The 24,851-nt window shown below is 69.8% G+C and carries 25 protein-coding genes and 1 pseudogene; 5 read left to right on the top strand and 21 right to left on the bottom strand.

Annotated features, from left to right (window positions below; translation table 11 throughout):
* Positions 1 to 20 precede the first annotated feature (20 nt).
* From GKE56_RS03885 to polA, 3 genes are all read right to left on the bottom strand, one after another.
* Positions 21 to 2,642, bottom strand: coding sequence for a hypothetical protein (locus GKE56_RS03885; protein WP_154683427.1), 2,622 nt, complete (start codon positions 2,640 to 2,642; stop codon positions 21 to 23).
* Positions 2,639 to 3,241, bottom strand: a complete 603-nt coding sequence (locus tag GKE56_RS03880) for a hypothetical protein (protein WP_195908230.1) — start codon at positions 3,239 to 3,241, stop codon at positions 2,639 to 2,641. The genes GKE56_RS03885 and GKE56_RS03880 overlap by 4 nt, the downstream gene beginning before the upstream one ends.
* Positions 3,242 to 3,415: 174 nt before the next feature.
* Positions 3,416 to 6,088, bottom strand: a complete 2,673-nt coding sequence (gene polA / locus GKE56_RS03875; protein ID WP_154683425.1) for a DNA polymerase I — start codon at positions 6,086 to 6,088, stop codon at positions 3,416 to 3,418.
* Between the two features lie 78 nt (positions 6,089 to 6,166).
* Between polA and GKE56_RS03870 the strand changes: the two genes are divergently transcribed.
* Positions 6,167 to 6,589 carry a PaaI family thioesterase gene (locus tag GKE56_RS03870; protein WP_154683424.1) on the top strand — a complete coding sequence of 141 codons (423 nt, stop codon included), beginning with the start codon at positions 6,167 to 6,169 and terminating at the stop codon, positions 6,587 to 6,589.
* A 6-nt stretch (positions 6,590 to 6,595) separates the two neighbouring features.
* Here the strand turns inward: GKE56_RS03870 and GKE56_RS03865 are convergent, their stop codons facing one another.
* The 8 genes and pseudogenes from GKE56_RS03865 to GKE56_RS03835 all read right to left on the bottom strand — a co-directional run bounded on the left by GKE56_RS03865 (position 6,596) and on the right by GKE56_RS03835 (position 13,362).
* Positions 6,596 to 7,150, bottom strand: coding sequence for a GNAT family N-acetyltransferase (locus GKE56_RS03865; protein ID WP_195908229.1), 555 nt, complete (start codon positions 7,148 to 7,150; stop codon positions 6,596 to 6,598).
* A gap of 181 nt (positions 7,151 to 7,331) precedes the next feature.
* Positions 7,332 to 7,865 carry a GNAT family N-acetyltransferase gene (locus tag GKE56_RS03860; protein WP_195908295.1) on the bottom strand — a complete coding sequence of 178 codons (534 nt, stop codon included), beginning with the start codon at positions 7,863 to 7,865 and terminating at the stop codon, positions 7,332 to 7,334.
* Positions 7,866 to 7,874: 9 nt separating this feature from the next.
* Positions 7,875 to 8,480 carry an ANTAR domain-containing response regulator gene (locus tag GKE56_RS03855; protein WP_154685607.1) on the bottom strand — a complete coding sequence of 202 codons (606 nt, stop codon included), beginning with the start codon at positions 8,478 to 8,480 and terminating at the stop codon, positions 7,875 to 7,877.
* Positions 8,481 to 8,600: 120 nt separating this feature from the next.
* Positions 8,601 to 9,317, bottom strand: coding sequence for a response regulator (locus tag GKE56_RS17905; RefSeq protein ID WP_304650412.1), 717 nt, complete (start codon positions 9,315 to 9,317; stop codon positions 8,601 to 8,603).
* The gene (locus GKE56_RS17900) at positions 9,295 to 9,663 is read right to left on the bottom strand and encodes a hypothetical protein (protein WP_304650411.1); all 369 of its coding nucleotides are present in this window, start codon (positions 9,661 to 9,663) and stop codon (positions 9,295 to 9,297) included. Before GKE56_RS17900 ends, GKE56_RS17905 begins: the two co-directional genes overlap by 23 nt.
* Before the next feature lie 22 nt (positions 9,664 to 9,685).
* A pseudogene (locus tag GKE56_RS18110) lies at positions 9,686 to 9,811 on the bottom strand (hypothetical protein); the annotation flags it as partial.
* Positions 9,808 to 11,838, bottom strand: a complete 2,031-nt coding sequence (locus tag GKE56_RS03840; RefSeq protein ID WP_154683420.1) for a PAS domain-containing hybrid sensor histidine kinase/response regulator — start codon at positions 11,836 to 11,838, stop codon at positions 9,808 to 9,810. The pseudogene GKE56_RS18110 and the gene GKE56_RS03840, both read right to left, overlap by 4 nt.
* A gap of 204 nt (positions 11,839 to 12,042) precedes the next feature.
* Positions 12,043 to 13,362 carry a hypothetical protein gene (locus tag GKE56_RS03835; protein ID WP_154683419.1) on the bottom strand — a complete coding sequence of 440 codons (1,320 nt, stop codon included), beginning with the start codon at positions 13,360 to 13,362 and terminating at the stop codon, positions 12,043 to 12,045.
* A gap of 107 nt (positions 13,363 to 13,469) precedes the next feature.
* Here GKE56_RS03835 and GKE56_RS03830 point away from each other — a divergent pair, with 107 nt between their 5' ends.
* Both GKE56_RS03830 and GKE56_RS03825 read left to right on the top strand, forming a co-directional pair.
* Positions 13,470 to 13,919: a low affinity iron permease family protein gene (locus GKE56_RS03830; RefSeq protein ID WP_154683418.1), complete on the top strand. Its 450-nt coding sequence runs from the start codon at positions 13,470 to 13,472 to the stop codon at positions 13,917 to 13,919.
* Positions 13,864 to 14,628 carry an alpha/beta hydrolase gene (locus tag GKE56_RS03825; RefSeq protein WP_195908227.1) on the top strand — a complete coding sequence of 255 codons (765 nt, stop codon included), beginning with the start codon at positions 13,864 to 13,866 and terminating at the stop codon, positions 14,626 to 14,628. The genes GKE56_RS03830 and GKE56_RS03825 overlap by 56 nt, the downstream gene beginning before the upstream one ends.
* Before the next feature lie 32 nt (positions 14,629 to 14,660).
* Here GKE56_RS03825 and GKE56_RS03820 read toward each other — a convergent pair whose 3' ends face one another.
* Positions 14,661 to 15,551: a patatin-like phospholipase family protein gene (locus GKE56_RS03820; RefSeq protein WP_154683416.1), complete on the bottom strand. Its 891-nt coding sequence runs from the start codon at positions 15,549 to 15,551 to the stop codon at positions 14,661 to 14,663.
* Complete coding sequence (locus GKE56_RS03815) at positions 15,544 to 15,729, bottom strand: hypothetical protein (RefSeq protein WP_154683415.1); 186 nt, start codon at positions 15,727 to 15,729, stop codon at positions 15,544 to 15,546. Before GKE56_RS03815 ends, GKE56_RS03820 begins: the two co-directional genes overlap by 8 nt.
* Positions 15,730 to 15,920: 191 nt before the next feature.
* On the opposite strand from GKE56_RS03815, the gene GKE56_RS03810 reads away from it, so the two are divergent.
* Positions 15,921 to 16,787 (top strand): alpha/beta fold hydrolase, encoded by an 867-nt coding sequence (locus tag GKE56_RS03810; protein WP_230209170.1) that lies wholly within the window; start codon positions 15,921 to 15,923, stop codon positions 16,785 to 16,787.
* A 162-nt stretch (positions 16,788 to 16,949) separates the two neighbouring features.
* Here the strand turns inward: GKE56_RS03810 and GKE56_RS03805 are convergent, their stop codons facing one another.
* Genes GKE56_RS03805 through GKE56_RS03795 form a run of 3 tightly spaced genes read right to left on the bottom strand, consistent with a single transcriptional unit; the run spans position 16,950 to position 18,661 of the window.
* Positions 16,950 to 17,528 carry a DUF3618 domain-containing protein gene (locus GKE56_RS03805; RefSeq protein WP_154683414.1) on the bottom strand — a complete coding sequence of 193 codons (579 nt, stop codon included), beginning with the start codon at positions 17,526 to 17,528 and terminating at the stop codon, positions 16,950 to 16,952.
* On the bottom strand, positions 17,525 to 17,890 hold the full coding sequence (locus GKE56_RS03800; protein WP_370518450.1) for a phage holin family protein: 366 nt from the start codon (positions 17,888 to 17,890) through the stop codon (positions 17,525 to 17,527). The genes GKE56_RS03805 and GKE56_RS03800 overlap by 4 nt, the downstream gene beginning before the upstream one ends.
* Before the next feature lie 54 nt (positions 17,891 to 17,944).
* Positions 17,945 to 18,661, bottom strand: a complete 717-nt coding sequence (locus GKE56_RS03795) for a hypothetical protein (protein WP_154683412.1) — start codon at positions 18,659 to 18,661, stop codon at positions 17,945 to 17,947.
* A 174-nt stretch (positions 18,662 to 18,835) separates the two neighbouring features.
* Here GKE56_RS03795 and GKE56_RS03790 point away from each other — a divergent pair, with 174 nt between their 5' ends.
* Positions 18,836 to 19,534, top strand: coding sequence for a GAF and ANTAR domain-containing protein (locus tag GKE56_RS03790; RefSeq protein WP_230209169.1), 699 nt, complete (start codon positions 18,836 to 18,838; stop codon positions 19,532 to 19,534).
* Between the two features lie 39 nt (positions 19,535 to 19,573).
* On the opposite strand, the gene GKE56_RS03785 is transcribed toward GKE56_RS03790, so the two are convergent.
* The 5 genes from GKE56_RS03785 to GKE56_RS03765 form a co-directional block, all read right to left on the bottom strand.
* Positions 19,574 to 20,488: a diacylglycerol kinase family protein gene (locus tag GKE56_RS03785; RefSeq protein ID WP_230209168.1), complete on the bottom strand. Its 915-nt coding sequence runs from the start codon at positions 20,486 to 20,488 to the stop codon at positions 19,574 to 19,576.
* Positions 20,489 to 21,315: 827 nt separating this feature from the next.
* Positions 21,316 to 21,597, bottom strand: coding sequence for a hypothetical protein (locus tag GKE56_RS03780; RefSeq protein WP_154683411.1), 282 nt, complete (start codon positions 21,595 to 21,597; stop codon positions 21,316 to 21,318).
* A gap of 64 nt (positions 21,598 to 21,661) precedes the next feature.
* The gene (locus tag GKE56_RS03775; protein ID WP_195908226.1) at positions 21,662 to 22,933 is read right to left on the bottom strand and encodes a PP2C family protein-serine/threonine phosphatase; all 1,272 of its coding nucleotides are present in this window, start codon (positions 22,931 to 22,933) and stop codon (positions 21,662 to 21,664) included.
* 259 nt (positions 22,934 to 23,192) lie between these two features.
* Positions 23,193 to 23,927, bottom strand: a complete 735-nt coding sequence (locus tag GKE56_RS03770) for a GAF and ANTAR domain-containing protein (RefSeq protein WP_154683409.1) — start codon at positions 23,925 to 23,927, stop codon at positions 23,193 to 23,195.
* Positions 23,928 to 23,973: 46 nt separating this feature from the next.
* Entirely contained in the window at positions 23,974 to 24,699 is a 726-nt protein-coding gene (locus tag GKE56_RS03765; protein WP_195908225.1) for a GAF and ANTAR domain-containing protein, read from the bottom strand.
* Between the last annotated feature and the right edge of the window lie 152 nt (positions 24,700 to 24,851).

Raw genomic sequence — 24,851 nt, 5'->3', positions numbered from 1 at the left:
CGTCCCACTCGCCAGCAGCTCTAGACCTGGCGGCGCCGCAGCAACGCCACCGCCGACGCAAGCCCGAACACGGCAGCCGCGCCCAGACCGCGGCCGACGTTGCGACTGCCCTCACCGTCAGCGCCGGCGAGCTCGTACGAGTATGCCGTCTGACCTGCGGCGCCAGCGGGCGCACCGTAGGCCATGCCCTCAGCCTTGGCGCGCTTGGCTCCTGCCTCGATCAGGGCGTACTTCTGGCCGTAGTCGCTGGCCGTTGCCTTGCCCGCCTCGATGAGCTTCTTGGTGCCCTGGTCGGACAGCTGCTGGGCCCCATCCACCAGTTTGGGGGCACCACCGGCGGCTTGTCCCAGGCCGTCGGCGAGCTGACCTGACCCGGTTGCCGCGGTGCCGAGACCGCTGGAGAGCTGGTCTGCGCCCGCCTTGAGCTGGCCTGCGCCACCGTCGACCTTCGCTGCACCCGTGGCCAGGTCAGCCAAGCCGCCGTTGAGCTGACCAGCACCTGTCGCGAGCTTTCCCGAACCGGCGGCCAGTGCTCCAGCGCCACCAGCCACCTGACCGGCACCGCTGGCGACCTGACCCGCGCCCGAGCTCAGCCGCGCAGCCCCACCGGACAGTGCTGCAGCTGCACCCCGCAGGGTCGTCGTCGGGTCCGTGCTGGGCGTGCCGAGGCTGTCGAGCAGGGTGGTCACGATGGTGCTGACCAACGACTGGACACCGCTGTTGATGGCCCCCATGCCGTAGGCGAGGCCGCCCGGGTCGGCCGCGCCGGCCGTGCCCGGGGCGTGGGTATCGGTGCCGAAGAGGAGTGCGTTGAGGCCGTACTCGAGGCCCCCGGCATCGCTGCTGCCATAGGTGCCGGGCGCGTGGTTGTCCACGCCGACCTTGAGGGCGTTCAAGCCGTAGAGCACACCGCCCGGGTCAGTGGCACCCGCCGTGCCCGGCGCGTGGGCGTCGAGGGAGAACGAGGCCCGCTGGAGCTTCTGGGTCAGGCCGCCATTCGGGAGCCCGGGGGTGCCGACTGGAGTGTCCATTGCGACGACGAGCGTCCCCGCCTGGGTCAGCCCCGAGAGAAGGGTCGGACAGTTTCCCGTGGCCGCGTTCGGCCCAGGTGTCCCGCCGACGGTGAGGCAACCCTCCGCCACGGCGACCTGGGCGATGGCGGTCTTGGCGCCAGTTGCGAGGCCCTTGAGCTGCGGGACGTCGCTGGTGATGGCCGCTGCAATGCCGGCCTGGAGCTGGCCGACTCCGGCGATCAGGGCGCTGATCCCCGGCTGCAGCCGGGTCGTGACGCCTGACTTCAGGGCGGTCAGGCCGCCTCGGAGGGTTGCCGGCTGGCTCGGGTCCCCTATGGCCGCCTGGATGGACGCGATGCCCTGCAGGAGCCGCTGATAGTCAGGATTCGCCGGGATGGCCTGGATGCCGTCGGCCAGCTGGGTGAGACCGGCTTGGTACTGGCCGAGCTTGGCGTCGAGGAAGCTGGCCCCGTCAGCCAGGGCCGAGGAGCCTGCGGCCAGTGTGGCCGAGCCCCCGGCGAGCTGGCGTGCGCCACCGGCGAGCTGGGTCGCGCCGCCCGAGACCTGCGCCGCCCCGCCCTTCGCCTTGGTCGCTCCGGCGGCCAGCTGCCCGGTTCCATCCTTGAGCTGACCCGCACCATCGGCGAGCTTCGATGCGCCCGGCGCCGCCTGGCCGGCGAGACCGGTGTGCAGCTGGTTGGCGCCGTCCTTGAGCTTGATGAGGCCCGCGAGCAGGTCGCTGGCTCCGTCACGGAGCTTCAGAAGGTTGGCGTCGATCTCCGTCGCCCCGGCGGTCAGAGCAGCGCCGGTCGTGGCACCACCCTGGTAGCTCTGGGCGCCGCCCTTGAACGAGGGGCTGTCGAGCGGGCTGACCGGGAGGGCAGAGATGTTCGCCTTGGGGATCACCCCGTCCGTGATCTTGGCCTGGTAGCCGAACGTCGCCTCAGGCTTCCCGATCGGCCCGAACAAGGTCATCGTGAAGGACATCTTCGTGCCGCCGTGACCGTCGCCAGCCATGTTGGCCTCGTCGGACCGAACGTCCGTGAAGGTCGACGGAAGTACCGTGGACAGCGAGCCGACCATCGGGATGACCACGTCTTCCGATGCGGTGGTCGTCTTGCCCGTCCCATCGTCGAAGGACACGTCCTGGGCCTTGCCCGTCACGTTGCGCACGGTGTACTGGACCTTGAGCAGGCCACTCTTGCCCACCACGTCGCCCGGCTGCACGGACTTGCCGTCCAGCGTGTAGTCGACGGCGACCTCGAGCGGCAGCTTCTTGGTGTAGTCGCTCACCGAGCGCAGGCGCTGCTCCCCGTCGACCGTGTACGTCCCCACCATGTTGCCGTTCTTGACCTGGAACCCCCCGAAGCTGTCGAGGTTGCGCAGGCCCTGGGTGGCCACTGGGTTGACCAGGTCAACCGTGCCCTTGCCCTGCATGGCGATCTGCTCGTAGACCCTCGCCACGTCCACCCTGCCCGACGCGTTGAGGTACGCCTGCACCGTCTCGGTGTTGGTGACGACCACGTCCCCAGAGGAGGCGGCGAGCGCCGGGCCGGCGGCGAGCGCGAAAGCGGCCGGGGCGGCCAGCAGCGCGGCACCCGAGGTCATCACGGTTCTCTTCGCACTCACTTGCTCTCTCCTGACAGGATGTCGTCGATGCCACCAGCGTCGTCGCCGGCTGCCGGGTTGGGTTCTGCCCGCGTGAACCAGCGGTTCCACGAGCTGGCTCCCGCCGCCGGAGTCGGCAAACCCTCGGCGACGAGTGACGTCGCCAGGTATCCGAGTGCCACGGCGAACAGGACCGTGGACCCGGCCGTCGGCGAGTCCTGCAGGAACTGCGACGGGGCGTTGGTGTAGGTCTCCTCGTAGGCCCCCACGATCGCGGCGGCTCCGAGCAGGCCGCTCCACAGCGGGAGTCGGCCCGCACTGACGCCGCACGCCGCAGCAATGACAGCGACCACGAGGAACGCTGCAACGGCGCGCCCACTCGAGGAGTCGGGGAGGACGGCGGCACGCAGGGCGAACCCGACCCAGGCCACCACGAACCCCACGACGAAACCGCCAAGCTTGCCGATCGGCAGGCTGTGCGGGACGAGCCCGAGAACCCCGCCCAGCGCTGCACCGAGGAGCGCAATGTGCTCGAGATCGAGCCCGAGCCAGTCCCCCAGCCAGATGATCAGGGCCGAGAACACCGCCAATACCAGCCCGGCTATCAGGCTCCGTCGCATGTCCACCTCACAGGAAAAGCACCCGACGTCCTTTGGCGGGTGCATGGTTACCGGAGAGTATGGAGCACGGATGGCCGACCGAGCCATCATTTCTTCACAAAACGCCCGATGATCCGTAACACATTGCGGCTGAGACTCGTTATAAGTGCCAAATTTCCCGTTTTGGGCGAAATGTCAGTGAGCGGCGTCGTGCCATGAACGGCCTACGCCGACGCTCACGTCGAGCGGCGCGTCCATCTCGACGGCGCTGCCCATCTCGTGGCGGACCAGCGCCTCGACGTCGTCGCGCTCCCCCGGCGCGATCTCGAGGACCAGCTCGTCGTGCACCTGCAGCAGCTGGCGCGACTTCGCGCCCGACTCGCGCAGGGCGGCGTCGACGCGCAGCATCGCGATCTTGATGATGTCGGCGGCCGACCCTTGGATCGGTGCGTTGAGCGCCATCCGCTCGGCCATCTCGCGGCGCTGGCGGTTGTCCGAGGTCAGGTCGGGCAGGTAGCGCCGGCGCCCCAGCATGGTCTGGGTGTAGCCGGTGCCACGCGCCTCGGCGACCACGGAGTCGAGGTAGTCCTTGACCCCGCCGAACCTCGCGAAGTACTCGTCCATCAGACCCTGGGCCTCACCCGTCGAGATCGTCAGCTGCTTGGACAACCCGAAAGCGGACAGCCCATAGGCGAGGCCGTAGGACATCGCCTTGACCTTGGACCGCATCGCCGACGTGACGTCCGTGGGCTCGACGGAGAACACCCGGGACCCGACGAACCGGTGGAGGTCCTCGCCCGAGCGGAACGCCTCGATGAGACCGTCGTCGCCCGAGAGGTGGGCCATGATCCGCATCTCGATCTGGCTGTAGTCGGCAGACATCAGCGACTCGAACCCATCACCGACGATGAACACCTCGCGGATGCGGCGGCCCGCGTCGGTGCGGATCGGGATGTTCTGGAGGTTGGGATCGGTCGACGACAGCCGCCCGGTCGCCGCGATCGTCTGCTGGTAGGTCGTGTGGATGCGCCCGTCGTCGGAGACCGACTTGAGCAGGCCCTCGACGGTGACCCGCAGCCGCGCGGCGTCGCGGTGTCGGAGCAATGCCTCGAGGAACGGGTGCTCGGTCTTGGTGTAGAGGTCGTTGAGCGCGTCGGCGTCGGTGGTGTAGCCCGTCTTGGTGCGGCGCGTCTTCGGCAGGCCGAGGGTCTCGAAGAGGACGACCTGGAGCTGCTTGGGCGAGCCGAGGTTGATCTGGTCGCCCCCGAGCGCGTCGTAGGCGTCCTCCTGGGCGTCGCGGACGGCCGCCGCGAAGTCCGCCTCCAGCTCGGTCATCACCTCGACATCGGCGCCGATGCCGGTGCGCTCCATGTCCGCGAGCACGCGCTCCAACGGCAGCTCGAGGTCCTGCTGCAGCGCGGTGCCACCGGTCGCTTCGAGCTGCTCGGCGAGGGATCCTGCGAGGTCGAGCACCGCCCGGGCCCGCACCATGGCGTCCTGGGCGCCGGCATCGCCCTCGTCGCCGAAGGTCAGCAGGCCCTGGCCGCTCTGCTCCTGCTCGGCGCGCAGCTCGCGGCCGAGGTGGCGCAGGACCAGGTCGGCGAGGTCGTAGGAGCGCTGGTCGGGACGCACGAGGTACGCCGCCAACGCGGTGTCGGTCGCGAGCCCAGCCAGGTTCCACCCGCGGGCAGCGAGCGCCAACATCGGGCCCTTGGCGTCGTGGAGCACCTTCGGCCGGGTCGCGTCGCCCAGCCAGGCGGCAACCGCCGTGTCCCCGGCCGCGTCGAGCTCGGCCACGTCGACGTATGCCGCCGCGTCACCTTCGGTGGCGAGGGCCAGTGCGGTGACGTCACCGGTGCCACGCCCCCAGCGCCCCACCACGTGCACGCCGACGCGGACCCCGGGCGCGGCATACTCCTCGAGCCAGCCGGGCACCTCGTCGGGCGCGAGCAGCGCGCCCTCGAGGTCGAAACCGTGGTCGGCCTCCTCCTGGGGGGCCTGGAGGTACTCGAAGAGCCGGTCGCGCAGCACCCGGAACTCGAGGCTGTCGAAGACCGCGTGGACGAGCTCGCGGTCCCAGTTCTGGCGTTCGAGGTCGGCGATGGTCACCGGCACGTCGAGGTCGCGGACGAGCTGGTTGAGCCGGCGGTTGCGCAGGACGCCGTCGAGGTGCTCGCGCAGCGACTCGCCGGCCTTGCCCTTGATCTCGTCGACGTGGGCGACCAGCCCGGTGAGGTCGCCGTAGACGCCCAGCCACTTGGCCGCGGTCTTGGGCCCCACCCCGGGCACGCCCGGCAGGTTGTCGGAGGTCTCGCCGACGAGCGCGGCCAGGTCGGAGTACCGCTCGGGCAGCACGCCGTACTTGGCCTCCACGGCCGCAGGGGTCATGCGGGCGAGCTCGGAGACGCCCTTGACGGGGTACAGCACGGTGCTGGTGTCGGTGACGAGCTGGAAGGCGTCGCGGTCACCCGAGCAGATGAGGACCTCCATGTCCTCGGCGAGGGCAGCCGTGGTCAGCGTCGCGATGACGTCGTCGGCCTCGTAGCCGTCGACCTCGACGTAGCGGATCTTGAGGGCGTCCAGGACCTCGTGGAGCAGCGAGATCTGGCCCTGGAACTCGGTCGGGGTCGCCGAGCGGCCAGCCTTGTAGTCGGCGTAGACCTCGGTGCGGAACGTCTGGCGTGAGATGTCGAACGCCACGGCGACATGGGTCGGCTGCTCGTCACGCAGGACGTTGATGAGCATCGAGGTGAACCCGTAGACGGCGTTGGTGTGCTGCCCGGTGCTCGTCGAGAAGTTCTCCGCCGGCAGCGCGAAGAAGGCGCGGTAGGCGAGGGAATGACCGTCCAGCAGCAGAAGTCGACTCACGCATGGCAGCCTATTGCCAGCCACCCACAGGGCGGCCAGCCACCCACGACGGCCGGCCCCCGCGACGAGAGGACCCGCATGCCCGACTTCACCGACGCCCTGCGCACGATGCAGGAGATGAACCCGAACTCCCTGATGCGCCGCATGCACATCGAGGTCGTCGAGGGTGCACCCGAGCGCGTCGTCGGACGTATGCCGGTCGAGGGCAACACCCAGCCCTACGGCCTGCTCCACGGGGGCGCCTCGGTCGTCCTCGCGGAGACCCTCGGCTCGATCGGCTCGGCGCTCCACGCCGGCCCGACGCGGGTCGCGGTGGGCCTGGACATCAACGCCACCCACCACCGCGCGGCCCGGGCCGGGTTCGTCACAGGAACGGCCACGGCCCTCTCGCTGGGCAACACCCTGGCGTGCTACGAGGTGGTCATCACCGACGAGCAGGACAAGCGGGTCTGCACGTGCCGGATCACCTGCCTGATCAGGGACGTCGCACCCGGCGGCTGAGGTCGGTCAGCCGGCGAGGCGGTTGCCAGCGGCAGCCGTGGCGCGGGCGCGCAAGGAGCGGCGGCGGTGCAACAGCTGCTCGAGCGAGTGGTGCCGCGGTTCGTCCGCACCGAGCCGACGCCGCAGGGCTGCGACTGTGGTGATCCGCCGGACCACCTGGGAGGAGAAGCCGAGGCGGGCGAAGAAGCGGTTCGCGTCGCGGTTGGGAGCGGGCACGTTGCACCCGATCTGCTCGCACCCGCGCGAGTCGGCATACACCGTCACCGCGGTCATGAGCTGGCGGGCCACCCCGTGCTTGCGCGAGTCAGGGGCGACGTAGAGCTGGTCGATGGTGACGCAGGGCGCCTCGGTCAGCGCCGAGAACGGGCTGGTCGTGGCGACGGCGAAACCGACCGGTCGGTCGTCGTGCAGAGCGAGGTAGGCGCGCACGTCGTCGCGGTGGAGGGAGGCGCCGATGCGACCCTCCGACGCAGAGCGGGCGACCACCTCGGGACTGACCCCGGCCTCGACCCGCGAGGACACCCACAGGTCGACGAACGAGCCTTCCAGCTCCTCGGACACACGCCTGACGCTGATCGCGGGACGGCTCACCGGGCTCCTCCATCGTCGGTCCTGCTCTGCTGTTCACCTGTGCAAACGGCTCCCCCGACGTCCGTCGGCGCCCCATGGGGCAACCGAACTCGAACTCTAGGCCCATTCGACACCGTTCGTGAAGGGTTCAACGAACTCCGGCACAGCATCCTCACAGCGACCCCAGCCGCTGCTCGTAGATGAAGTCGTCCTCGTACCTGTCCCCCACGAGGAAGCGCTTGGTGCCGACCCTGCTGAAACCGCTCTTGGTGTAGAAGCGCTGGGCCCGCTCGTTGAGCTGGTTGACCCCGAGCCAGACGCCCGCGGCCCCCCGGTCGCGAGCCGCGTCGAGCGAGGCGACCATGAGCGCCGCGGCCACCGCGCCACCATGGCTGCCGGGCACCACGTAGATCTTGCTCAGCTCGGTCGTGGGCAGGTGGCGCAGCGCGGCCTTGACGTCGGGGTCGGCCGGGTCGCCCGCGACGACCATGGCGTACCCGACCGGCTCGCCGTCGTCCTCGGCGAGGAACAGGTCACGGTCGGCGTCCGCGAGGTACCCCACGAAGGACCCCAGCGACAGGTTCGTGCTGATGAAGGCCTCGATCGACTCCTGGGTGACGTGCGGCGGGCAGGCCAACGCGAAGGTCGCGGCCGCGACCCGTGCGAGCGTCGAGGCATCAGCGGCCGTCGCCGGCCGGACCGCCATCGCCACCGCTCAGGCCTTGTCCATGCCGGCGACCACGGCGTCGGCGACCTCGCGCATGCCGAGGCGACGGTCCATCGCGGTCTTCTGGATCCAGCGGAAGGCCTCGGCCTCGCTGACCTTCAGCTTCTTCATGAGGATGCCCTTGGCGCGGTCGACCGCCTTGCGGGTCTCGAGCCGCTCGCCGAGGTCGGCGATCTCGCTCTCGAGCGCCTTGACCTCGTTCCAGCGGTGCCGGGCGATGTCGATGGCCGGAGTGAGGTCGGCCGCGGTGAACGGCTTGACGATGTACGCCATCACGCCGGCATCGCGCGCCCGCTCGACGAGCTCGGTCTGGCTGAAGGCCGTGAGCATCACGACAGGGCAGATCCTGGCCGAGCCGATCGCCTCGGCTGCGGTGATGCCGTCCATGACCGGCATCTTGACGTCCATGATGACCAGGTCGGGCATGAGCTCGCGGGCCATCTCGACGGCCTGCTCGCCGTTGCTGGCCTGGCCGACCACCTCGTACCCCGCCTCAGCGAGCATCTCGGCCAGGTCGAGGCGGATCAGCGCCTCGTCCTCGGCGACGAGGATCCGGGCGCTGGCCGTCGTCGGCGTCGTCGGCATGGTCGGCATCGTCGGCTCCGTCGTCGGCTGGGTCTCGCTCACGGGACAAGCCTAGGCGACGCACGTTAACGGCAGGTTGCCGCCCAACCCGGCCCGACCCTTCTAGCCCTGCTGGCCCTGCTGGCCCAGCTAGCCCTCGGCGGCGGCGAGCTCGGCGGCGAACGCCTCCAGGGCGGTCGCCGCGGTGTCGACCTCGACGGCGAGGCGGTCGATGACCGCTTGGCCGGGCACGCCGCCCTCGTCGCCGAGCAGCTCGATCTCCCGGCAGCGGTCCGCGAGGCGGTGGGCGCCGAGGTTCGCTGCGCTCCCCTTGAGCGCGTGAGCCAGCCGTCCGAGCTCGTATGCCGTGCCGTCCTGGTGCGCGCACCGCATCTCTTCCAGCGTGTGCCGGGCGTTGCTGCCGAACCTGCCGATGAACCGCAGCAGCAGGGTCGGGTCGCCCGGATCGAGATCGAGCAGCTCGTCGAGGCGTGCCGAGTCGAGGACGTCGGAGTCGACCCCCGGGGCCGCCCCGTCGGCACGGTCCGCGCCGGTCGGGTAGTCGGCACCCTCGCCAGCCGGGACCCAGCGGCGCATCGTCGCACGGAGCGCGGCCACGTCAACGGGCTTGGTGAGGAAGTCATCCATGCCTGCCGCGATGCACCGCTCGCGCTCCCCTGTGACGGCCGCCGCCGTCAGCGCGATGATCGGCAGGCGGCTGCCCGAGCCCTCCATGGCGCGGATCGCCCGCGTCGCGTCGTAGCCGTCCATGATCGGCATCTGGCAGTCCATGAGTACCGCGTCGAGCTCGGCATACTGATGCGTGACGCGACTCACCGCCTCCTCACCATTCTCGGCGAGGACCACCTGGTAGCCGAGAGTGTTGAGGATCCCCCTCAGCCACGAGCTGGTTGACGGGGTTGTCTTCGACGAGCAGCACTCGACCAGCCATCGGCGCCCCGGGCGAGCCCGTCCCGGCATCGTCGGCCCACCGGGTCTCCCGGAGGTCGTCGCCGTGGATCGGCGTCGCACCGAGCAGACCGGTGATCGCCTCGACCAGCCGACCGGACAGCACCGGCTTGGACATGACGAGGTCGATGCCCGCGGTGCTCACCGCCCCCGGGTCGGGCTCGAGCGACGAGCTGAGCAGCAGCAGTCGGGTCCCCCTGGTGGGTGTCGTCGCGTCGGACCCGACGGGCGAACTCGAGGCCATCGACCTCGGGCATGAGGTAGTCCAGGAGGACGACGTCGTACGGCCGGCCGGCGGTGTGCGCCGTGTCGAGCAGAGCGAGCCCCTCGACAGCCGAGGCGGCGGGGGTGCTCTCGGCCGCCCAGGACTCGAGCTGGTCGGCGAGGATCACCCGGTTCGTCTCGTTGTCGTCGACCACGAGCAACCGAGCACCTTGGAGTGCGGACCTGCGCACCTGCTGACGGCGCGGCGAGGGGCCCCCGGGCTTTGGAAGGTGGCCGTGAACCAGAACGTACTGCCGCGCCCTGGCGCGCTCATCACCCCGATCTCGCCTCCCATCGCGCCGACGATCTGGCGGCTGATGGCCAACCCGAGTCCGGATCCACCGAACTGGCGGGTCGTCGAGCTGTCGGCCTGCGAGAACGCCTCGAAGAGCCGGGACTGGTCGTAGGACGCGATTCCGAGGCCGGTGTCCTTGACCTCGATCCGCAGTCGGACCTCCCGCGAGTCCTCGGCAGCCGGCTCGACACTGGCCCGCACGACGACCTCGCCGCTGGAGGTGAACTTCACGGCGTTCGAGGTGAGGTTGGCGACCACCTGGCCCAGCCGAACCGGGTCACCGCGGACGAGCTCGGGCAGGTTGGGCTGACAGGCGATGACGAGCTCGAGCTCCTTGGTGCGGGCGGCCCCCGCGACGAGGCTGGCGCTCTGCTCGATGATCGCCCGTGGGTCGAAGTCGACGACCTCGAGGTCGAGCCGGCCGGCCTCGATCTTGGACAGGTCGAGGATGTCGTTGACCAGCGAGAGCAGGGCACGACCGGCTTGGTCGATGCCCTCGGTGAGGCGGCGCTGGCGTTCGGTGAGGTCGGTCCGCCCGAGCAGCTCGCTCAGCCCGATGACGCCGTTGAGGGGCGTGCGGATCTCGTGGCTCATGGTCGCGACGAACTCGGACTTGGCGCGGGAGGCCGACATTGCTTCGTCCCGGGCCGTGGCGAGCCGCGCCGAGTCGTTCTCGCGCTCTGCCACGCGAGAGAACAGCGCCATGGCCTGCGCGACGGTGCTGGTCTCCCACTCCTCGGGGAGGGCGGTCCCCGGCCGCTGCACGACGATGACACCCGCAACCCGACCCTCGGCCATCAGCGGTGCCGCGAGCAGCAGGGAGTCGTCGACCACCCTGGTGGCGATCTGGGCCCGCGCAGCCGATTCGGTGGCCAGCTCGAGCACCACCGGCGAGTCCGGTGGTTCCCGATCGAGGTCGAGCTCGACGAGCGACCCGTCACCCGGGACGAGGTATGCCGCCTGTGCGCGCCACGCGGTGTACGTGGTCACCTCGGCGACCGCGGCGGGCACGGCGTCGGCGAGGGTGTCGGCGTTGTTGGCGGCGGTGGCGACCGCCCGCAGCAGGCCGAGTGCCTGCTCGGCGTCCTTGGCCGCCGTGATGTCCTGCGCGGTGCCGGTCATGCGGACCGGCGCGCCACTCGCGTCGCGAACCACGACGCCCCGACCGCGCACCCAGCCGATGCCGCCGGCGCGAAGCAGGATCCGGGCATCGAACTCGAAGGACTCGCCTTCGGCGAAGATGCCCGAGACCGCCTGGTCGACTGCCTGCCTGTCCTCAGGGTGGATGCCCTCGAGGAACCCGGCGTACGTCGGCACGAACTCGGCCGGGTCCAGGTCGTAGATGCGGTACAGCTCGGCGGACCAGCTCACCTGGTCGGCGCGGATGTCCCACTCCCAGCTGCCGACCCTGGCGATGGCTTGGGCTTCGGCCAGCTGCTGCTCGCGGCGCTGCAGGGTCTCGAGCAGCTGGCGCTGCTCGGTGTACTCGGTCACGCGGTGCAGCCACCCGCGGCGCTGACCGGCGTCGTCGAGGATCGGTGTGTGGCTGATGAGGGTCTCGATGCGGCCGCCGTCCTTGCGGAGCAGGCTGCATTCGAGGTTGTCGCCGGCCTCGCCGACGGTCTCGAGGTCGCGCAGGTGGGTGCGGAGCTGGACCTGGCCGGCCTCGTCGAATGCGGAGTAGACGTCAAAGCCCTCCATCTCGGCCGGCTCTCGACCGAGCAGCTGAGCCATCCGGGCGTTCGCGAATCTCGTCCGACCCTCGGGGTCGATGACCCAGACTCCGTCGGGAAGTGCCTCGACGAACCATCGGGCGAAGTCCCCCGGGTCGGGCTCAGGGACGGGCGCGCCAGCATTCACCCCCTGATCCTCACGCACATCGGGCACAGATGCGCGAGGACACCCCGGCAAGTATGCCGAACTCGCACCGGTGTGGGGGGCCAGGTACCGCGGTCTGACCACTCTCAGCGGACCGGCGTCACCGGACCGGCGTCACCGGACCGAATCACCGGACCCGCGCTCAGCGGGTCCGGTGACGAGCTGGCCGACGTGGTTAGCGAGTGGTCAGCAACCGGTGGCTGGGCTCCGGAACCCGGGGAACGGGTTCAGGTCGCCCATGAAGGTGTACCGGCCGCCCGAACCACTCTGCGTGGGCTCCGACCCTGTCGCGTTCGCTGGCAGCCGCATGAACCACGGCAGTAGCGCTTCGTCCTCAGGGTGGTAGTAGCCGTCCGCGCTCTGTGTGCCGTTCGGGTTTGGTCCCTGGCGGAATCCGTTGCTCCCCTTGGCGAAACCGATCGCCACCACGGGGTCGCCGGTCTCGAGGACGCTGGTGCACCCGTACTGAGGCGCCGTCGGGGTGAGCCAGGGCTCGACGTAGTTGTTGACGAACGGGTCGTCAGCCCACTCCGCGATCTCGTGGCTCAGCGCGTGGATGTCCTGCACCGCCCAGTCGGTACCGCCGTTTGGTCGCGCGTAGATCCCGGGTGAGATGTAGGACGCCCAGGCGAACGTCTGCAGCGGCGCGTTGCCCTGCGACTTGTCCCGCCCCTTGGCGACGACGCCGGTTGCCTTGTTGCCGTGGAACCCGATCACACAGCAGTTCGCCGGGTTGCCGTTGGTGAACAGCAGGACGTCATCGGTGAGGTACAGCGGCAGGTGGGTCGGGTCGGCCAGGTTCTCGAGGTTGCCGATCTGGGCTGCCCACCACGAGATGCTGACGTCGGCAAAGACGACGCCCCGGCCGCTCTGGAGCAGCACGCCCTGGTTGCTGGGCACCGTGATCGTGACAGGGGCCTGGACGACGGGGTTCAGTCGCAGGTGGTAGCCGCTGGTCCCGGTCTTGTTGAACTGGGCCCGCATCGTGGCGTCCTCCAGCTGCAGCTGGTTGCCGGCGTCCGCCTGGGACAGGGCACCGCCCGGACCTCGCACCATGGCCGGGAGGTTCGGGAAGCTGCCCGCAGCCGTGGCCGCGGGGGTGGTGCCGTAGTCGTTCGCCGCGAACTGGGGCGAGGCCAACGTGGCCGGTAGGACGGCATTCCCGTCGAACGTCCGCCCTCCGACGACGACGACCAGCGGAGTGATGTCGACCTGGACGGTGGCGTCGCAGACCGCCCCCGAGCAGGTGTTGGGGTCTGCGCCGACCATGTTGTAGCCGTAGGTGACACCGTTGTGCGGGTCGGTGGTCGCGCCGGCCCAGTGCTGGACCGTGCGGGTGGTCGGCAGCGGCTTCGCGCCCCCGCCAATGGTGGTGAACGATGCCGTGAGCGAGGAGTCGCTGATGACCGGCGGACCCGGCGACGGGGATGCCGTGGCGACGGATCCCGCCGCGACGAGCATCCCTGCTGAGAGTGAACCGACAAGGGCCAGTGTGCGTCGTGACATTGGAGAGCCATCCTGTCTCGGACTGTTCCGAACGCGACCGGCCGCCTGTAGGTGCCCGGTCTATGGGGCCACTAAGCCGTGGATGGCCACATCGTTGACCCGGGCAAATGGGGTGTCAACCTGCACACGGCGTGGTTCGGCGGCGCGGCGCGTGCCCGCGGCTGGGGGAGAATGCCGGCATGTGGCGATTGAGCGAGTGGTCGAGACATCCGGGGTCCCGGGTGCTGCATTGGCTGGACCGGACTGCATCGCGTCCAGCAGTGGGTCTGGCTGTCGTGAGCGCCGTGGGGGCATGGGTGGTCTTCTCGGCTGTGTACGAGTTCCCATCGAGGCTGGAGCTGGTGTTCCAGACGATGGTGTCGGCGGTGACGCTGGCTATGGTGTTCGTCCTCCAACACACGCAGGCGCGTGAGCAGACGGCGACTCAACGCAAGCTGGATGAGCTGCTGCGAGCGTTGCCCGAAGCCGACAACGCGATGGTCACCTTGGAAGAGGCACCGGATGCCGAGCTGGATGCTGCCCGGGCTGCGCATCGAGAGGTCCGCGGCGATGCCTGAGGCCGCCGAGCTGCCTGGCGCGACTGAGGCCGTGGTGACCGCACCCGTGCCACCCTTGGTCGTTCTCGTGCCGGGCCTCGGCCTCGACGACCGCGCCTGGACCGAGGTGCGAAGGCAGCTCGGTCATCCGAGCGTCGTCACTCGCCTACCCTCGCTGGGCAAGCCCGCGCAGCGCGGAACGAACCTGGGGATCGAACACCAGACCCGCCGGCTGCTCGCCCAACTGCCGCCGGGGCGACGGCTGGTTCTGGTCGGGCACTCTGCCAGCTGCCCGGTTGTCGTCGAGGCAGCTGCGAGCTCGGATGAGGTTGTTGGGCTGGTGCTGGTGGGACCCGTCACCGACCCGCGGGCGCGAACCTGGCCGCGCATACTCGGGCAGTGGCTCAGAACGGCCTGCCACGAGCGCCCCTGGGAGGGTCCCGTCCTAGTCCCCCAGTACCGGCATACCGGCGTGCTCGCCATGCTCCGGGGCATCGACGCGATCCGTCACTTCGCCACCCACGAAGCCGTCGCACGGCTCACGGTCCCGGTCACCGTCCTTCGTGGCGAGTACGACCGCATCGCCCCGTCCGACTGGTGTCGCCAGCTCGCGGAGCTCTCCGGCGGAGAATGTGTCACCGTCGCCGGGGCCGCCCACATGGTGCCCCTCACCCACCCGCAGACCATCGTGTCCGCCATCGCTCGACTACCGCTGGCCAGCCCGGCGTGACGCTTCTCCTGGCAGAGCGTCTTTCGTCGCAGTCAGGGCCGGAACCCGATCTGACCGGCAAGCCTCTTGCCCTGCGCGTAGCCGGCTCCAGCGGCGGGCGCACGCACCGAGAGGTCCATCAGGTTGGCGCCGAACGCGCCCAGCGACTCGGCATCCGGGAGGATCGTCTCGACAGTGCTGCCGCCTGCCCGGAGCTCGGCGACCTGCGCTGCCAGCTGCATGCCCCACTCGAGCGGATGCCGGGTCCTGCCGCCGAGCGGTGAGAGGACCAGCACCTGCTCGTAGCCCCGGGCCAGGTCGGCGTTCTCGTTGCGTCGGTAGCCGCCGTCGATGTATCGGTCGTCCCCGATGCCGTAGGGCGCGCCGCTGGATGTACTTGCGGCGATCGCGTCCACGAGCTCGACTCCGCTGTGCCGGTCGAAGACGACCGGCTGCCCGGTCCGCGCGTCGACCACCGGGATGAGCAGGGTCCGGTCCGGCCAGGCCTGGCTGGGCAGCCTGGCAGCGACGATGGCGCGCCACCGGGCTTGCCCCGAGCCGTCCGAGCCGGCATCCAGCTCGAGCGCCGCCGCGCCCATCCTGCGGCGCATGTCGGCCGCATCCCGAGCAGCGGCAATGATCCGACCCGTTCTCTCCAGATGGTCGGGCACCACCGCGGCGCCAGCGGGGCGGCCGCCGGATCCGGCTGGAGCAGTAGGTCGCTGGGGCGCGGCGCCGAGCGTCGCGGCCAGTAGCTCGGTCGGGCTCGCAGCAGTGATCTGCGCCGCCGTGGTCGCTCCGGCCGACGTCCCGATGATGAGGTCAGCCCCGGTCACATCCAACCCGCCCTCGAGCAGCCCGGCGATGACGCCGATCAGCCATGCGTTGCCTGCCGATCCTCCGCCACCGAGGACCAGGGCTCGCTCGCCCCGTGGGCTAGCCAAAGAGGCGCACCAGCTCGGCCGCGAGAACCACCGCGCCGAGCAGTCGTCGGACCGGGCTGGCCCCTCTGACGACCTCGTCCAGAGCCCACGCCACCAGTGCGCCACTACCCACCGCGTCGAGAGTCGCGGCGCGGCCCGCCCCCATCACCCCGGTCCACCCGATGACGAGCGCCAACAAGCCAGACCACGAGAGCAGGATTGGGCCACTGGACCACGCTCACGTTGCCGCGTCTGTCACGCACCCACCATTGAGGCGTGAGGGGACGAGCAGACGACGAGGTGGCCTGGACGGAGTCCGTGGCGAGAGGCGGCATGCGCCCGACCCTACGGCTCGCCGCCGCACCGGGAGAACCGTGACACTGTGGCGGGGTGATCTTCGAGGACTTCGAGCTGGCCACCATCGCTGTCCACGAGCAGGTGTCGCTCCGGGTCCGTACCGCAGGATCTGGTGCGCCCGTGGTGTTGTTGCACGGTCACCCCCGAACTCACACCACCTGGTACCAGGTCGCGCCACTGCTGCGCGATGCCGGATTCACGGTCGTGTGCCCAGATCTTCGCGGCTACGGCCAGTCCACCGGGCCCGCGCCTGATGCCAACCACACCGCATACTCCGACCGGGCCATGGCGAGCGACGTCGTACGCCTGATGCAGGCGCTGGGCCATGACCGGTTCGCGGTGGTCGGCCACGACCGAGGTGCGTACGTCGCCTATCGAACCGCGCTGGACCACCCCGACCAGGTGACTGCGCTGGCGGTCCTGGACGGTGTTCCCATCGTCGAGGCACTGGAGCGGGCGGACGCGCGGTTCGCCGAACTCTGGTGGCACTGGTTCTTCTTCACGTCCCCCCATGCCGAGCGAGTCATCAATGCGGACCCGATGGCCTGGTACCAGCCCGATCGAGCGGCGATGGGTGAGGAGAACTACCAGGACCTGTGCGCGGCGATCGCCCGACCGTCGACGGTGCGGGCGATGCTCGAGGACTATCGCTCCGGACTGCATGTCGACCGCCGGGCCGACGAGGCCGACCGGGCCGCTGGAAAGCGGATCTCCTGCCCGGTCCTGGTGGCGTGGTCCCGAGATGACGACCTGGAGTCGCTCTATGGGGACCCGACCCAGATCTGGTCACGGTGGTGCACCAGCCCGGTCCGCGGCGCGGTCATCCACTCCGGCCACCACATGGCCGAGGAGGCCCCGGAGCAGCTGGCCGGGGTGTTGGCCACCTTCCTGGCGCCATAGTCGAGCGCGGCGCCAGGCGGGGAACGCCGAGGCCAGCGAACCGCGAAGGCGGCCCCGACAGCAGCGAACCTGCTCAGCCCTTCGAGCTGCGCTGGCGCCGTGCCGGACGTGACGAGGGGCGAGGAGGCCACCCTCCCCGCCCCTCGTCGTCCGCTGCGGGTCCTACTGGGTGGAGCGCACGTGCTCCGCAGAGGTCTGCGCCTGGGCCGTGAGGTCCTCGGCGGTGGACTTTCCTTCCTGGGTGACGTTGTCCTTGGCCTCGGTGGCCGTGTCCTTGATGCTCTGTGCCGCCTGCTTGGCGGGTTCCTTGAGCTCTTGGGCGGTGTCCTGCGCCACGCTCTTTGCCTCGTCGACGAGGGGCTGCGCCTTCTCCTTCAGGGCGACCGCGGCCTGCTTCTCCTTCGCGGATGCCGGCAGCATCGAACCGACGAGCCACCCGGCGCCCAGGGCGATGAGCCCCGCCGCGAGGGGATTGCCCTGCGTCTTCTGGCGCGCCTTGTCCGCTGCCGCGCCAGGAGCGTGCCCCAGGCTGGAGGCAGCGTCCGAGCCGGTGCTGGACAGGTCATCGGCCGTGCCCATGACCCGGTCCTTCACCGAGGTCGCCACCCCGGCGACCTTGTCGGCCTGGCGGCGGGCGACGTTCGAGGGGCTGACCGTCTCGGTGAGCGCGTTGACGTCGTTGCTCAGTCGGCCGCGGGTGTCCTCGATCTCCCGACGGAGCTCATCTGGGTTGGTGCTCATCGCTTGTCCTCGTTCCCTTTGAGCGCGTCCGGAATCTCCCGCGCCGTGTGTGTCGTCTGTGGAATTCCCTTGACCTGCTTGATCTCGCGTCGGCCCATGGCAGCGAGCACACCGGCGACGATGGCCCACGCCAAGGCCACCAGCAGGGCTGACCAGCCACGCCCGGTCTCGTTGCCCAGCCCCCACCACAGCGCGATCGACAAGAACAGCAGCACGAAGTGGGCCGCCACTCCGGCGCCGCCGAACATGCCGACGCCCTTTCCCGCCCTGGTCGCCGACTCGCGCATCTCGGCCTTGGCCAGCTCCATCTCCTGGCGGACCAGCGTCGACAGGTCGCGGCTGATGTCAGCGAACAAGCTCACCGATGTTGCCAAGCGACCGTGCCTGATGGTCCTCGAGCCGTGAGTCCTGCTGGCTCATCGGGGGTACTCGCCCGCTCCGGTCGCGCCGGTGCTGACGGCTCCAGTGCCGCCTGTCCCGGTCATCGGGTCGAGCACAGGCCGCTCGGCGGCAGGCACCCAGGTGTCGGTCGGCGACCCTGCCGCGGCCGCCGCCGGCGCGGCATACCCTGTCGATGCATTCCCGGTGGCATTCCCGGTCGAGGCGGTCGCGCCCTCGGAGCTGCCGGTCTCCTGGTGGTCCGCGACCAGACCGCGGCTCAGCCGCCCGCCGACCAGCCCCAGCACCGCTGCCGCGCCCAGGAAGGCGCCGGGCCGCTGCCGCGCGAACCGCTTCACCTCGGCGACCAGCGAGCCCGGGTCGCGCTCATCAAGCCACCCCGCGACCTCGCCGACGCGCTGCGAAGCCTGCTGCGCCAAGTCGCTGGCCACACCCTGCTGCTGCGACCCACGAGCCATGGTCGACAGCTCCTGGCTCAGCGAGCGCAGGCCCTCGGCGACCCTGCTCTGCTGCTCGGCGCTCTGGTCCAGCAGCTGACTGCGCGTCTGGTTCCACAGGTCCTTGGCCTGCTGACCGGCCTCCTGGGCGACATGCATCGCCTCGTCCTTGCCCACCGCAGCGACGCGGCCGGCACCCTCCTTGGCCTGCTCGGCGGTGGCGCGCGCCTCGTCCTTGGCAACCCCGGTCACGTCGCCGTCGCTTCTCGTTCCGGTGTCCTCATAGGTCTCGCTCATGGTCATTCCAGTCCTGTCCAGAAGTGCGGGATCGCGCGATCTGGTGCAAACGCGCGTGTCAGGGGGCTACCCGGGCCCGGGTGGTTCAAACCTCCCAAACCGTCTTGACCTGCATAAATGCCGCAAACGAAGCCGCCCCGATCCGTCCGACAGTCGCATCGTCATACTGGGCGAATGAGCATGGATGGGTACAAAGCCCTCGCTGAGGTCGTGTTGGTCGGAAGGCCTCTCGAGGACGTCCTGAACGAGGTGGCGGGGATCGCGCAAGTGTGGCTGCCGGGGGCGGAGGCCACCTCGGTGACCCTGATGCGCGGCGACAAGGCGTGGACCGCGGCATACAGCGGGCGGTTGGCGCTGGACGCGGACGAGCTCCAGTACAAGCAGGGATACGGCCCGTGCATGGACGCCGGTCGAACCGGAATGCCCATGGTGGTGGCGGACATGCGTACCGAGCAACGGTGGCCGACCTACACCCAACGGGTCGTCACGCACGGGGTGCTCAGCTCGCTGTCCGTGCCGCTGCCCTTCCAAGGCGTCACCATTGGTGCGCTCAACAACTACTCACGCGAACCCGACGCGTTCGGCGACGACACACTCGAGCTCGCCAGTGAGATCACCACGTACATCGGCATCGCGGTGATGAACGCGGACGCCCACGCCGAGGCCTCAGCCACGGCCGAGCACATGCGGCAGGCTCTTGAGTCGCGCAAGACGATCGACATGGCGCTCGGAGTCCTCATCGCCACGCATCACTGCTCGCCAGAGGATGCGTTCACGATCCTGTCCACCGCGTCACAGAAGCACAACCGCAAGCTGCGGTCGCTGGCAGCGGACCTCGTGGAATCGGAGTCGCGGCCACAGAACCCGTCCTGACGGTGCCGTGCGCCCGATCGACCAGTTGGGCCAGACGGGTCAGAGGACCGTCTGGAGCGCCTGCGCTGCGATGTCCACGCGCACCGTGGCGCCCGCCGGCAGGTCCATCACCTCGCCGTCGACCTGCAAGGGCAGCGGGCTCACCGTCGTGAACGTGTAGGTGCTCACGCTGGGCTGCTTGCCCAGCCCCGTGGTGCTGGCCTTGACCGCGGTCGCCAGGATTCGCCACTTCGCGGTGTGCCTGAGCGTGATCACCTCGAACAGTCCGTCATCCGGGCGGCTCTGGACCTCGCTCAACGTGGCCACCTTGGCCATCTGGGCGATGTTCGCGAACACCAGGCTGTCGAACCGCTGTCGGGTCCCGTCTTCCACCTCGATCTCGAAGGGACGGAAGCGGGCGAACGAGCGAACGACGGTGACCATCTCGCGCAGCGAACCCTTGTCGCCCTTTTCCAGGTCGACCGCGACGATGGGCGTCAGCCCCAACCCGATGTACGAGTGGGCGTACCGGACGACGTCGCCCGCCGCGCCGTCAGCGGTGAGCCGGAGCAGGTCGATGCGGCTGACGGTGCCGTCGGCGATCGCCTCGGCTATCGGCCGCTCCTTGGTCGTGCGGCGGTGGTCGTTCGCGTTGCCCGCCGCCAGCACTGCGGCGACCGCATTGTCGTTGCCCGCCTGCATGACGCCGTTCACCACCTCGTTGTATCCGCCGTCGCCGCTCACGGACATCACCAGCGGCCGGCCCCGCTCGGCAGCCACCCGGGCCAGCTCGGTCGCGTGACCGGCATGTTCAGTGGGAAGCAGCTCGACGCCCAAGGTGGGCACTCGCTCCGCCAAGTCGGCGCGCAGCCCCTCGGCCAGCTCCCGCGCTTGACCGGTGCTCTTGGGATTGAAAATCAGGACCACACGATCAAAAGGGGACACCCCGCCAGAATAAGCCACCTCGTTGGCCACCCCTGACCACGTGGCATCACTGCCAATCCGGAAACGTCACCCGAAACCATCGAGTTGACAGGGCCCAGACACTCCGACAGTGTTCACGCACCGCATGACGTGGCCGCCCATCGTGGCTGGCCGCCGCCCCTCATTCTGAGGTGTCGAGTGTCTAATAGAAGGCCATTGCGCGGAACTTGATCTCAAACCTCCGAACTCTCGGGGGAAACAGGAGTCCTCATGGCCACCAGCCTGAACGCTGACGTCACCACCGGCCCCGACCCTTCAGCGCCGACCAGGCGCTGCGCTACATCACCTTCCTCATGATCGGCTCCATGATCGCGCGCGGCCTGGCCAAGTCCGGAACCCGCCGAAACAACGACGACAACGCCTGACCACCGAACGGTCGAGTCGCCAGCATGTGCTGATTCGCACCGTGGTCGGCGCTATTCACGGCTCGCTGCACAACACGCCACGAGAAGGCTCCCTTGAATGCCAAGGGAGCCTTCTCGGCACACGCATTCGCGATGATCACCCTGAAAGAAATCACCCCTGATAGGACATGCATTGTCATCATCCCCGCGAGGCCGGTTTCGCCTCGGTCCAATCCCGAACTACACCACCACCACTCCCAACGGCACGAGAGTGTCGTGTGGCGGCTGTTGCCTCCCGATCCCCATCGGGTGCCTCGCCAGCATCGTGGCGATCGCGGCGCCGGGGATCACGGCGCTCGTGCGCCGCAGCCGGGCCCGTTCGGGACGGGGCTAGGGAACACGCCGGAGCACCCGCCTCGCCAACCGCGGATAGCCCCGATGGGCTATGGCGTCCCAGGGCCGGCCGTCACACCATCAGTGGTGGGAGTTATCAACTCCTCGCTCAGGCCAGACCCCGGACCCGGTCTTGTCACAGCGGCCGCGCAGCGGCCGAATCTCATGGACGTGACGCAGGGACGCGTTGGCGCGGACACCGGTTCCGTTTCCCCTGACGAAGGCAGCACGCTCATGGTCCCAAGCCAGTCCACCGACCAGCTCACTGACACCGCCCTTGCCGACGAGATCGTCTTGCTCGGCGACCTGCTCGCCGCCGCGACAGAGGCCAACCGAGCCCTGACCCAGGCCGAGGTCGACCACGCTCTCGGCCTGCCAGACCCGGAGCCAGTTCGGCGCCCTTCCCGCCCGTGGGTCAGAGCCCGACTCAGAGCCCGATGACGAGGACCGCGGTGTCGTCGGCGGCGCGCTCGTGCTCGCGGACCTGGCGGAGGATGGTGTCCATGAGTGCCTCCGGACTGAGTCCTGGATGCTCGCGCAGGCAGGTGGCGAGGCGGGCGAGACCGACGGTCAGGTCTTCGGTGCGGCGTTCGACCAGGCCGTCGGTGTACAGGACGAGCCGGGCGCCCGGGCTGAAGTGCGTGGTTGCCTGAGGACGGGCGTCGGCTTCGTCGGTGGTCGCCAGCGGCGGCCCGAGCGCCTGGTCGAGGGCCTCGATCCTCCCGTCGGCATGATGCAGCAGCGGCGGGAGGTGGCCGGCGCTGCTGTAGGTCGCGGTGCCTTGCTCCAGGTCGAGAACGACCTTGACGGCTGTGGTGGCGGTGGCCTGGTCGATCTGTCGAGCGAACCGGTCGAGGACCTGCAGGGCGTTGCCGGGTCCGACGTCCGCGACCGTTACGGCGCTGAGGGCGCTGCGCAGCTGGCCCATGACAGCGGCCGCGTGCAGACCGTGTCCGACAACATCGCCCACGGCGGCCGCCAGCCGCCCGTCCGGCAGCGCGGCGACGTCGTACCAGTCGCCTCCGACGCTCAGGGAGCTGCTCGCCGGCAGGTATCTGGCCGCGACCCGTCCGCGTGCCCGTTCAGGGATGGAGGCGGGGAGCATCGCGCGTTGCAGCGCCAGGCTGGTCTCGCGTTCGCGCTCTTGGGCGTCCAACAGCAGGGCGTTCGCGCTCTGCAGCTCCCGCGCCAACGCGAACACGTCCGAGTGCCCTTCAAGGTCCACGCCGCGAACCGCGTCGCCGGCACCGATGTCGGCAGCAACCGACAGGACGACTGGGGTCACGTCCTGGATCTTGTGGAGGAGCGCGACCACCACCTGGTCCGCGTTCGTGATGGGCGTGGCCGTCGAGATCCAGTAGCGGGTGGCGAGCGGCGTCTGGGCCGCGGCGTCCGTTCGAACGTCGTAGCGCTGGACCGGCAGGACCTCGGGGATCCCGCTGGCCAAGGCCCGCTGCAACGACCGTCGGATGCGGTGGGCGGCCCCGTCGACGGCCTCCAGCCCGCCGAACGGCAGCACCTCGACCAAGTCGCGGCCGAGGAGCTCGCGCCGGGTACGGCCGACCACCACTGGGTATGCCGCGTTCACATCGAGCACGCGCAGGTCGGGGCTGAGCAGCGCGCACGGGTTGGGCAACGCGTCGAACACCGCGCGGTAGTCCATGGGCGCGTCACGATCGATGGGACGAGGATTCGCCATGGGGCCCTCTCTGCACGAGGTTGCGCTCTGGTTGCGCATGGTTGGCGCGAACGGTAGCAACCCCCGGGCATGCTGTCCTTGCCTCTGCCGACACCGGCGCCCTATCGTCAATAGTGCTGCCCCAGACCATGGCTTCGACCTCTGGGGCGACTCGCACACTCGGGGGCCGTCGCCTGGGGCAGGTCATGGGTGTGCCCCCTCCCGCGGAATTCACCCCCTGCCTGCGGTTGAGGGGGCACGCTCGCGGTCGGCGGGCCGGCTAGGGCCGACGCTCGGTCAGGCCGGGATGGCTGGTCGGGTCGTGCAGGAAGGCGTCGGCGATCTCGGTCAGCCGCTGCCCGCGCTGGCGGCTGTAGTCCCGCAACAGCTCGAACGCCGCATCGGGGGTGACGGTGTGGACCTGGGCCAAGGCACCCTTGGCCTGCTCGATGGTGATCCGGCTGTTCAGCGCCCGTTGGAGCTGTTCGGTGAGCAGCTCTCCACGACGGATGGCGCGTTCTTGCAGGATGCCGATCGTGGCCACGTCGGCCAACGCCTGCAGAAGGCGCTCCTCCGCGCCGGCATACCGCCGCGGGGCCGTGTCGAACAGGTTCAGCGCACCAATCCTGGTCCGATGATGGCGTAGCGGGAACGCGTTGACCGAGCGAAATCCCGCCGCCACCGCGCGGGGAGCAAAGGCGGGCCAGCGTTGGGTGGCCCGCACGAGCTCGGCATCCGAGACCGAGCTCCCAGACCGGAAGCAGTCCTGACACGGACCCTCTTCCCGCTGCACCTGAAAGAGCTCCACGACCCGAGCCGACTCGGTCGAGGCGGCCATGAACTGGAGCTGTCCGTGCTCGTCGCTGAGCAGCAGGCCGGCCGCCGACGAGCCGGCGAGCTCGGCTGCCCGCTCGGTGACCATGGTGAGGAAGTCGATGAGGTCAAAGTCGTCGACGAGGGTGTCAGCCACCTGAACGAGCGTCTCCGCCAGGCGTTCCTTGGAAATGGTGGTCATGATGCTCTCCCGTCGACCCGGTCTCGGCGACGGGCCAGGCTCGTGCTCACAGGTCGTCTCGGGCGAGGACCAGCGTACCGGCGACGACATCGCGGGCGACCTCGCCGAGGGCCCGGCCCTGGGAGTATGCGTGGGCTCGAAGCCGCAACATCGCCTCGGCCAACGGCACCCCCAGCTGCATCATCACCACGCCCTGAGCTTGAAAGACCACTGCGCTGTGGCGCAACGGGTCGCCCAGCACGGTGGTCGCGTCCCCGTCGGTCGCAACCTCCTGCGCGCTCAGCAGGGTGTTCAGGCAGATGCTCGCCAACCCCAGCGCGTCCGCCACCGCCGCTGGGCTCAACGACCCTTCCTCGTTCCGGTACAGGTCCAGCGCGCCGAGCCTGGCCGCACCGACCTGGATCGGAAAGGCGAACACGGCCGCCACGCCTTGCTCCTGGGCTGCCGCGGCATATCCGGGCCAGCGGCGCCCACCGCTGGTCGCGAGGCTCTCCTCGAGGACCGGGCTCCGCGCCGCGGACGCCTCGACACACGGTCCCTCCCCCAGCGTGAACTGGATCTCCTCCAACCGACGAAATCGGGGACTGGAGGCGGCAATCGGGCCAGCCGGGCGCGCATCCCCGTCCATGATCGTGACGCCCGCCCCGTCGGCGGGCAGAACCCGGACCGCGGCGCGACAGATCCGATCCAGCCGACCGGCGAGGCCGTGGTCCTCGACCAGGGGTGGCTCGGCGTCGACGAGGCGTCGCAGGCGCGCCGCGGTGTCACTCACCGACGTGACCGCACTGGTCTCGCGCACCCGTTCATCGGTCTCATTCCTCTGTCGGCTACCTCGACGCTGTCGGCGTTGTCGGCGTGCACAAGGCTACTGGCCCCACCCAGTCGCCGCGTGGTGCGCACCAATCCACCTCCTGCGGTCGAGGC

The sequence above is a fragment of the Nostocoides sp. HKS02 genome, from assembly GCF_009707485.1.
GTDB lineage: Bacteria > Actinomycetota > Actinomycetes > Actinomycetales > Dermatophilaceae > Pedococcus.
This window is presented reverse-complemented; position numbering and strand designations above follow the sequence as displayed.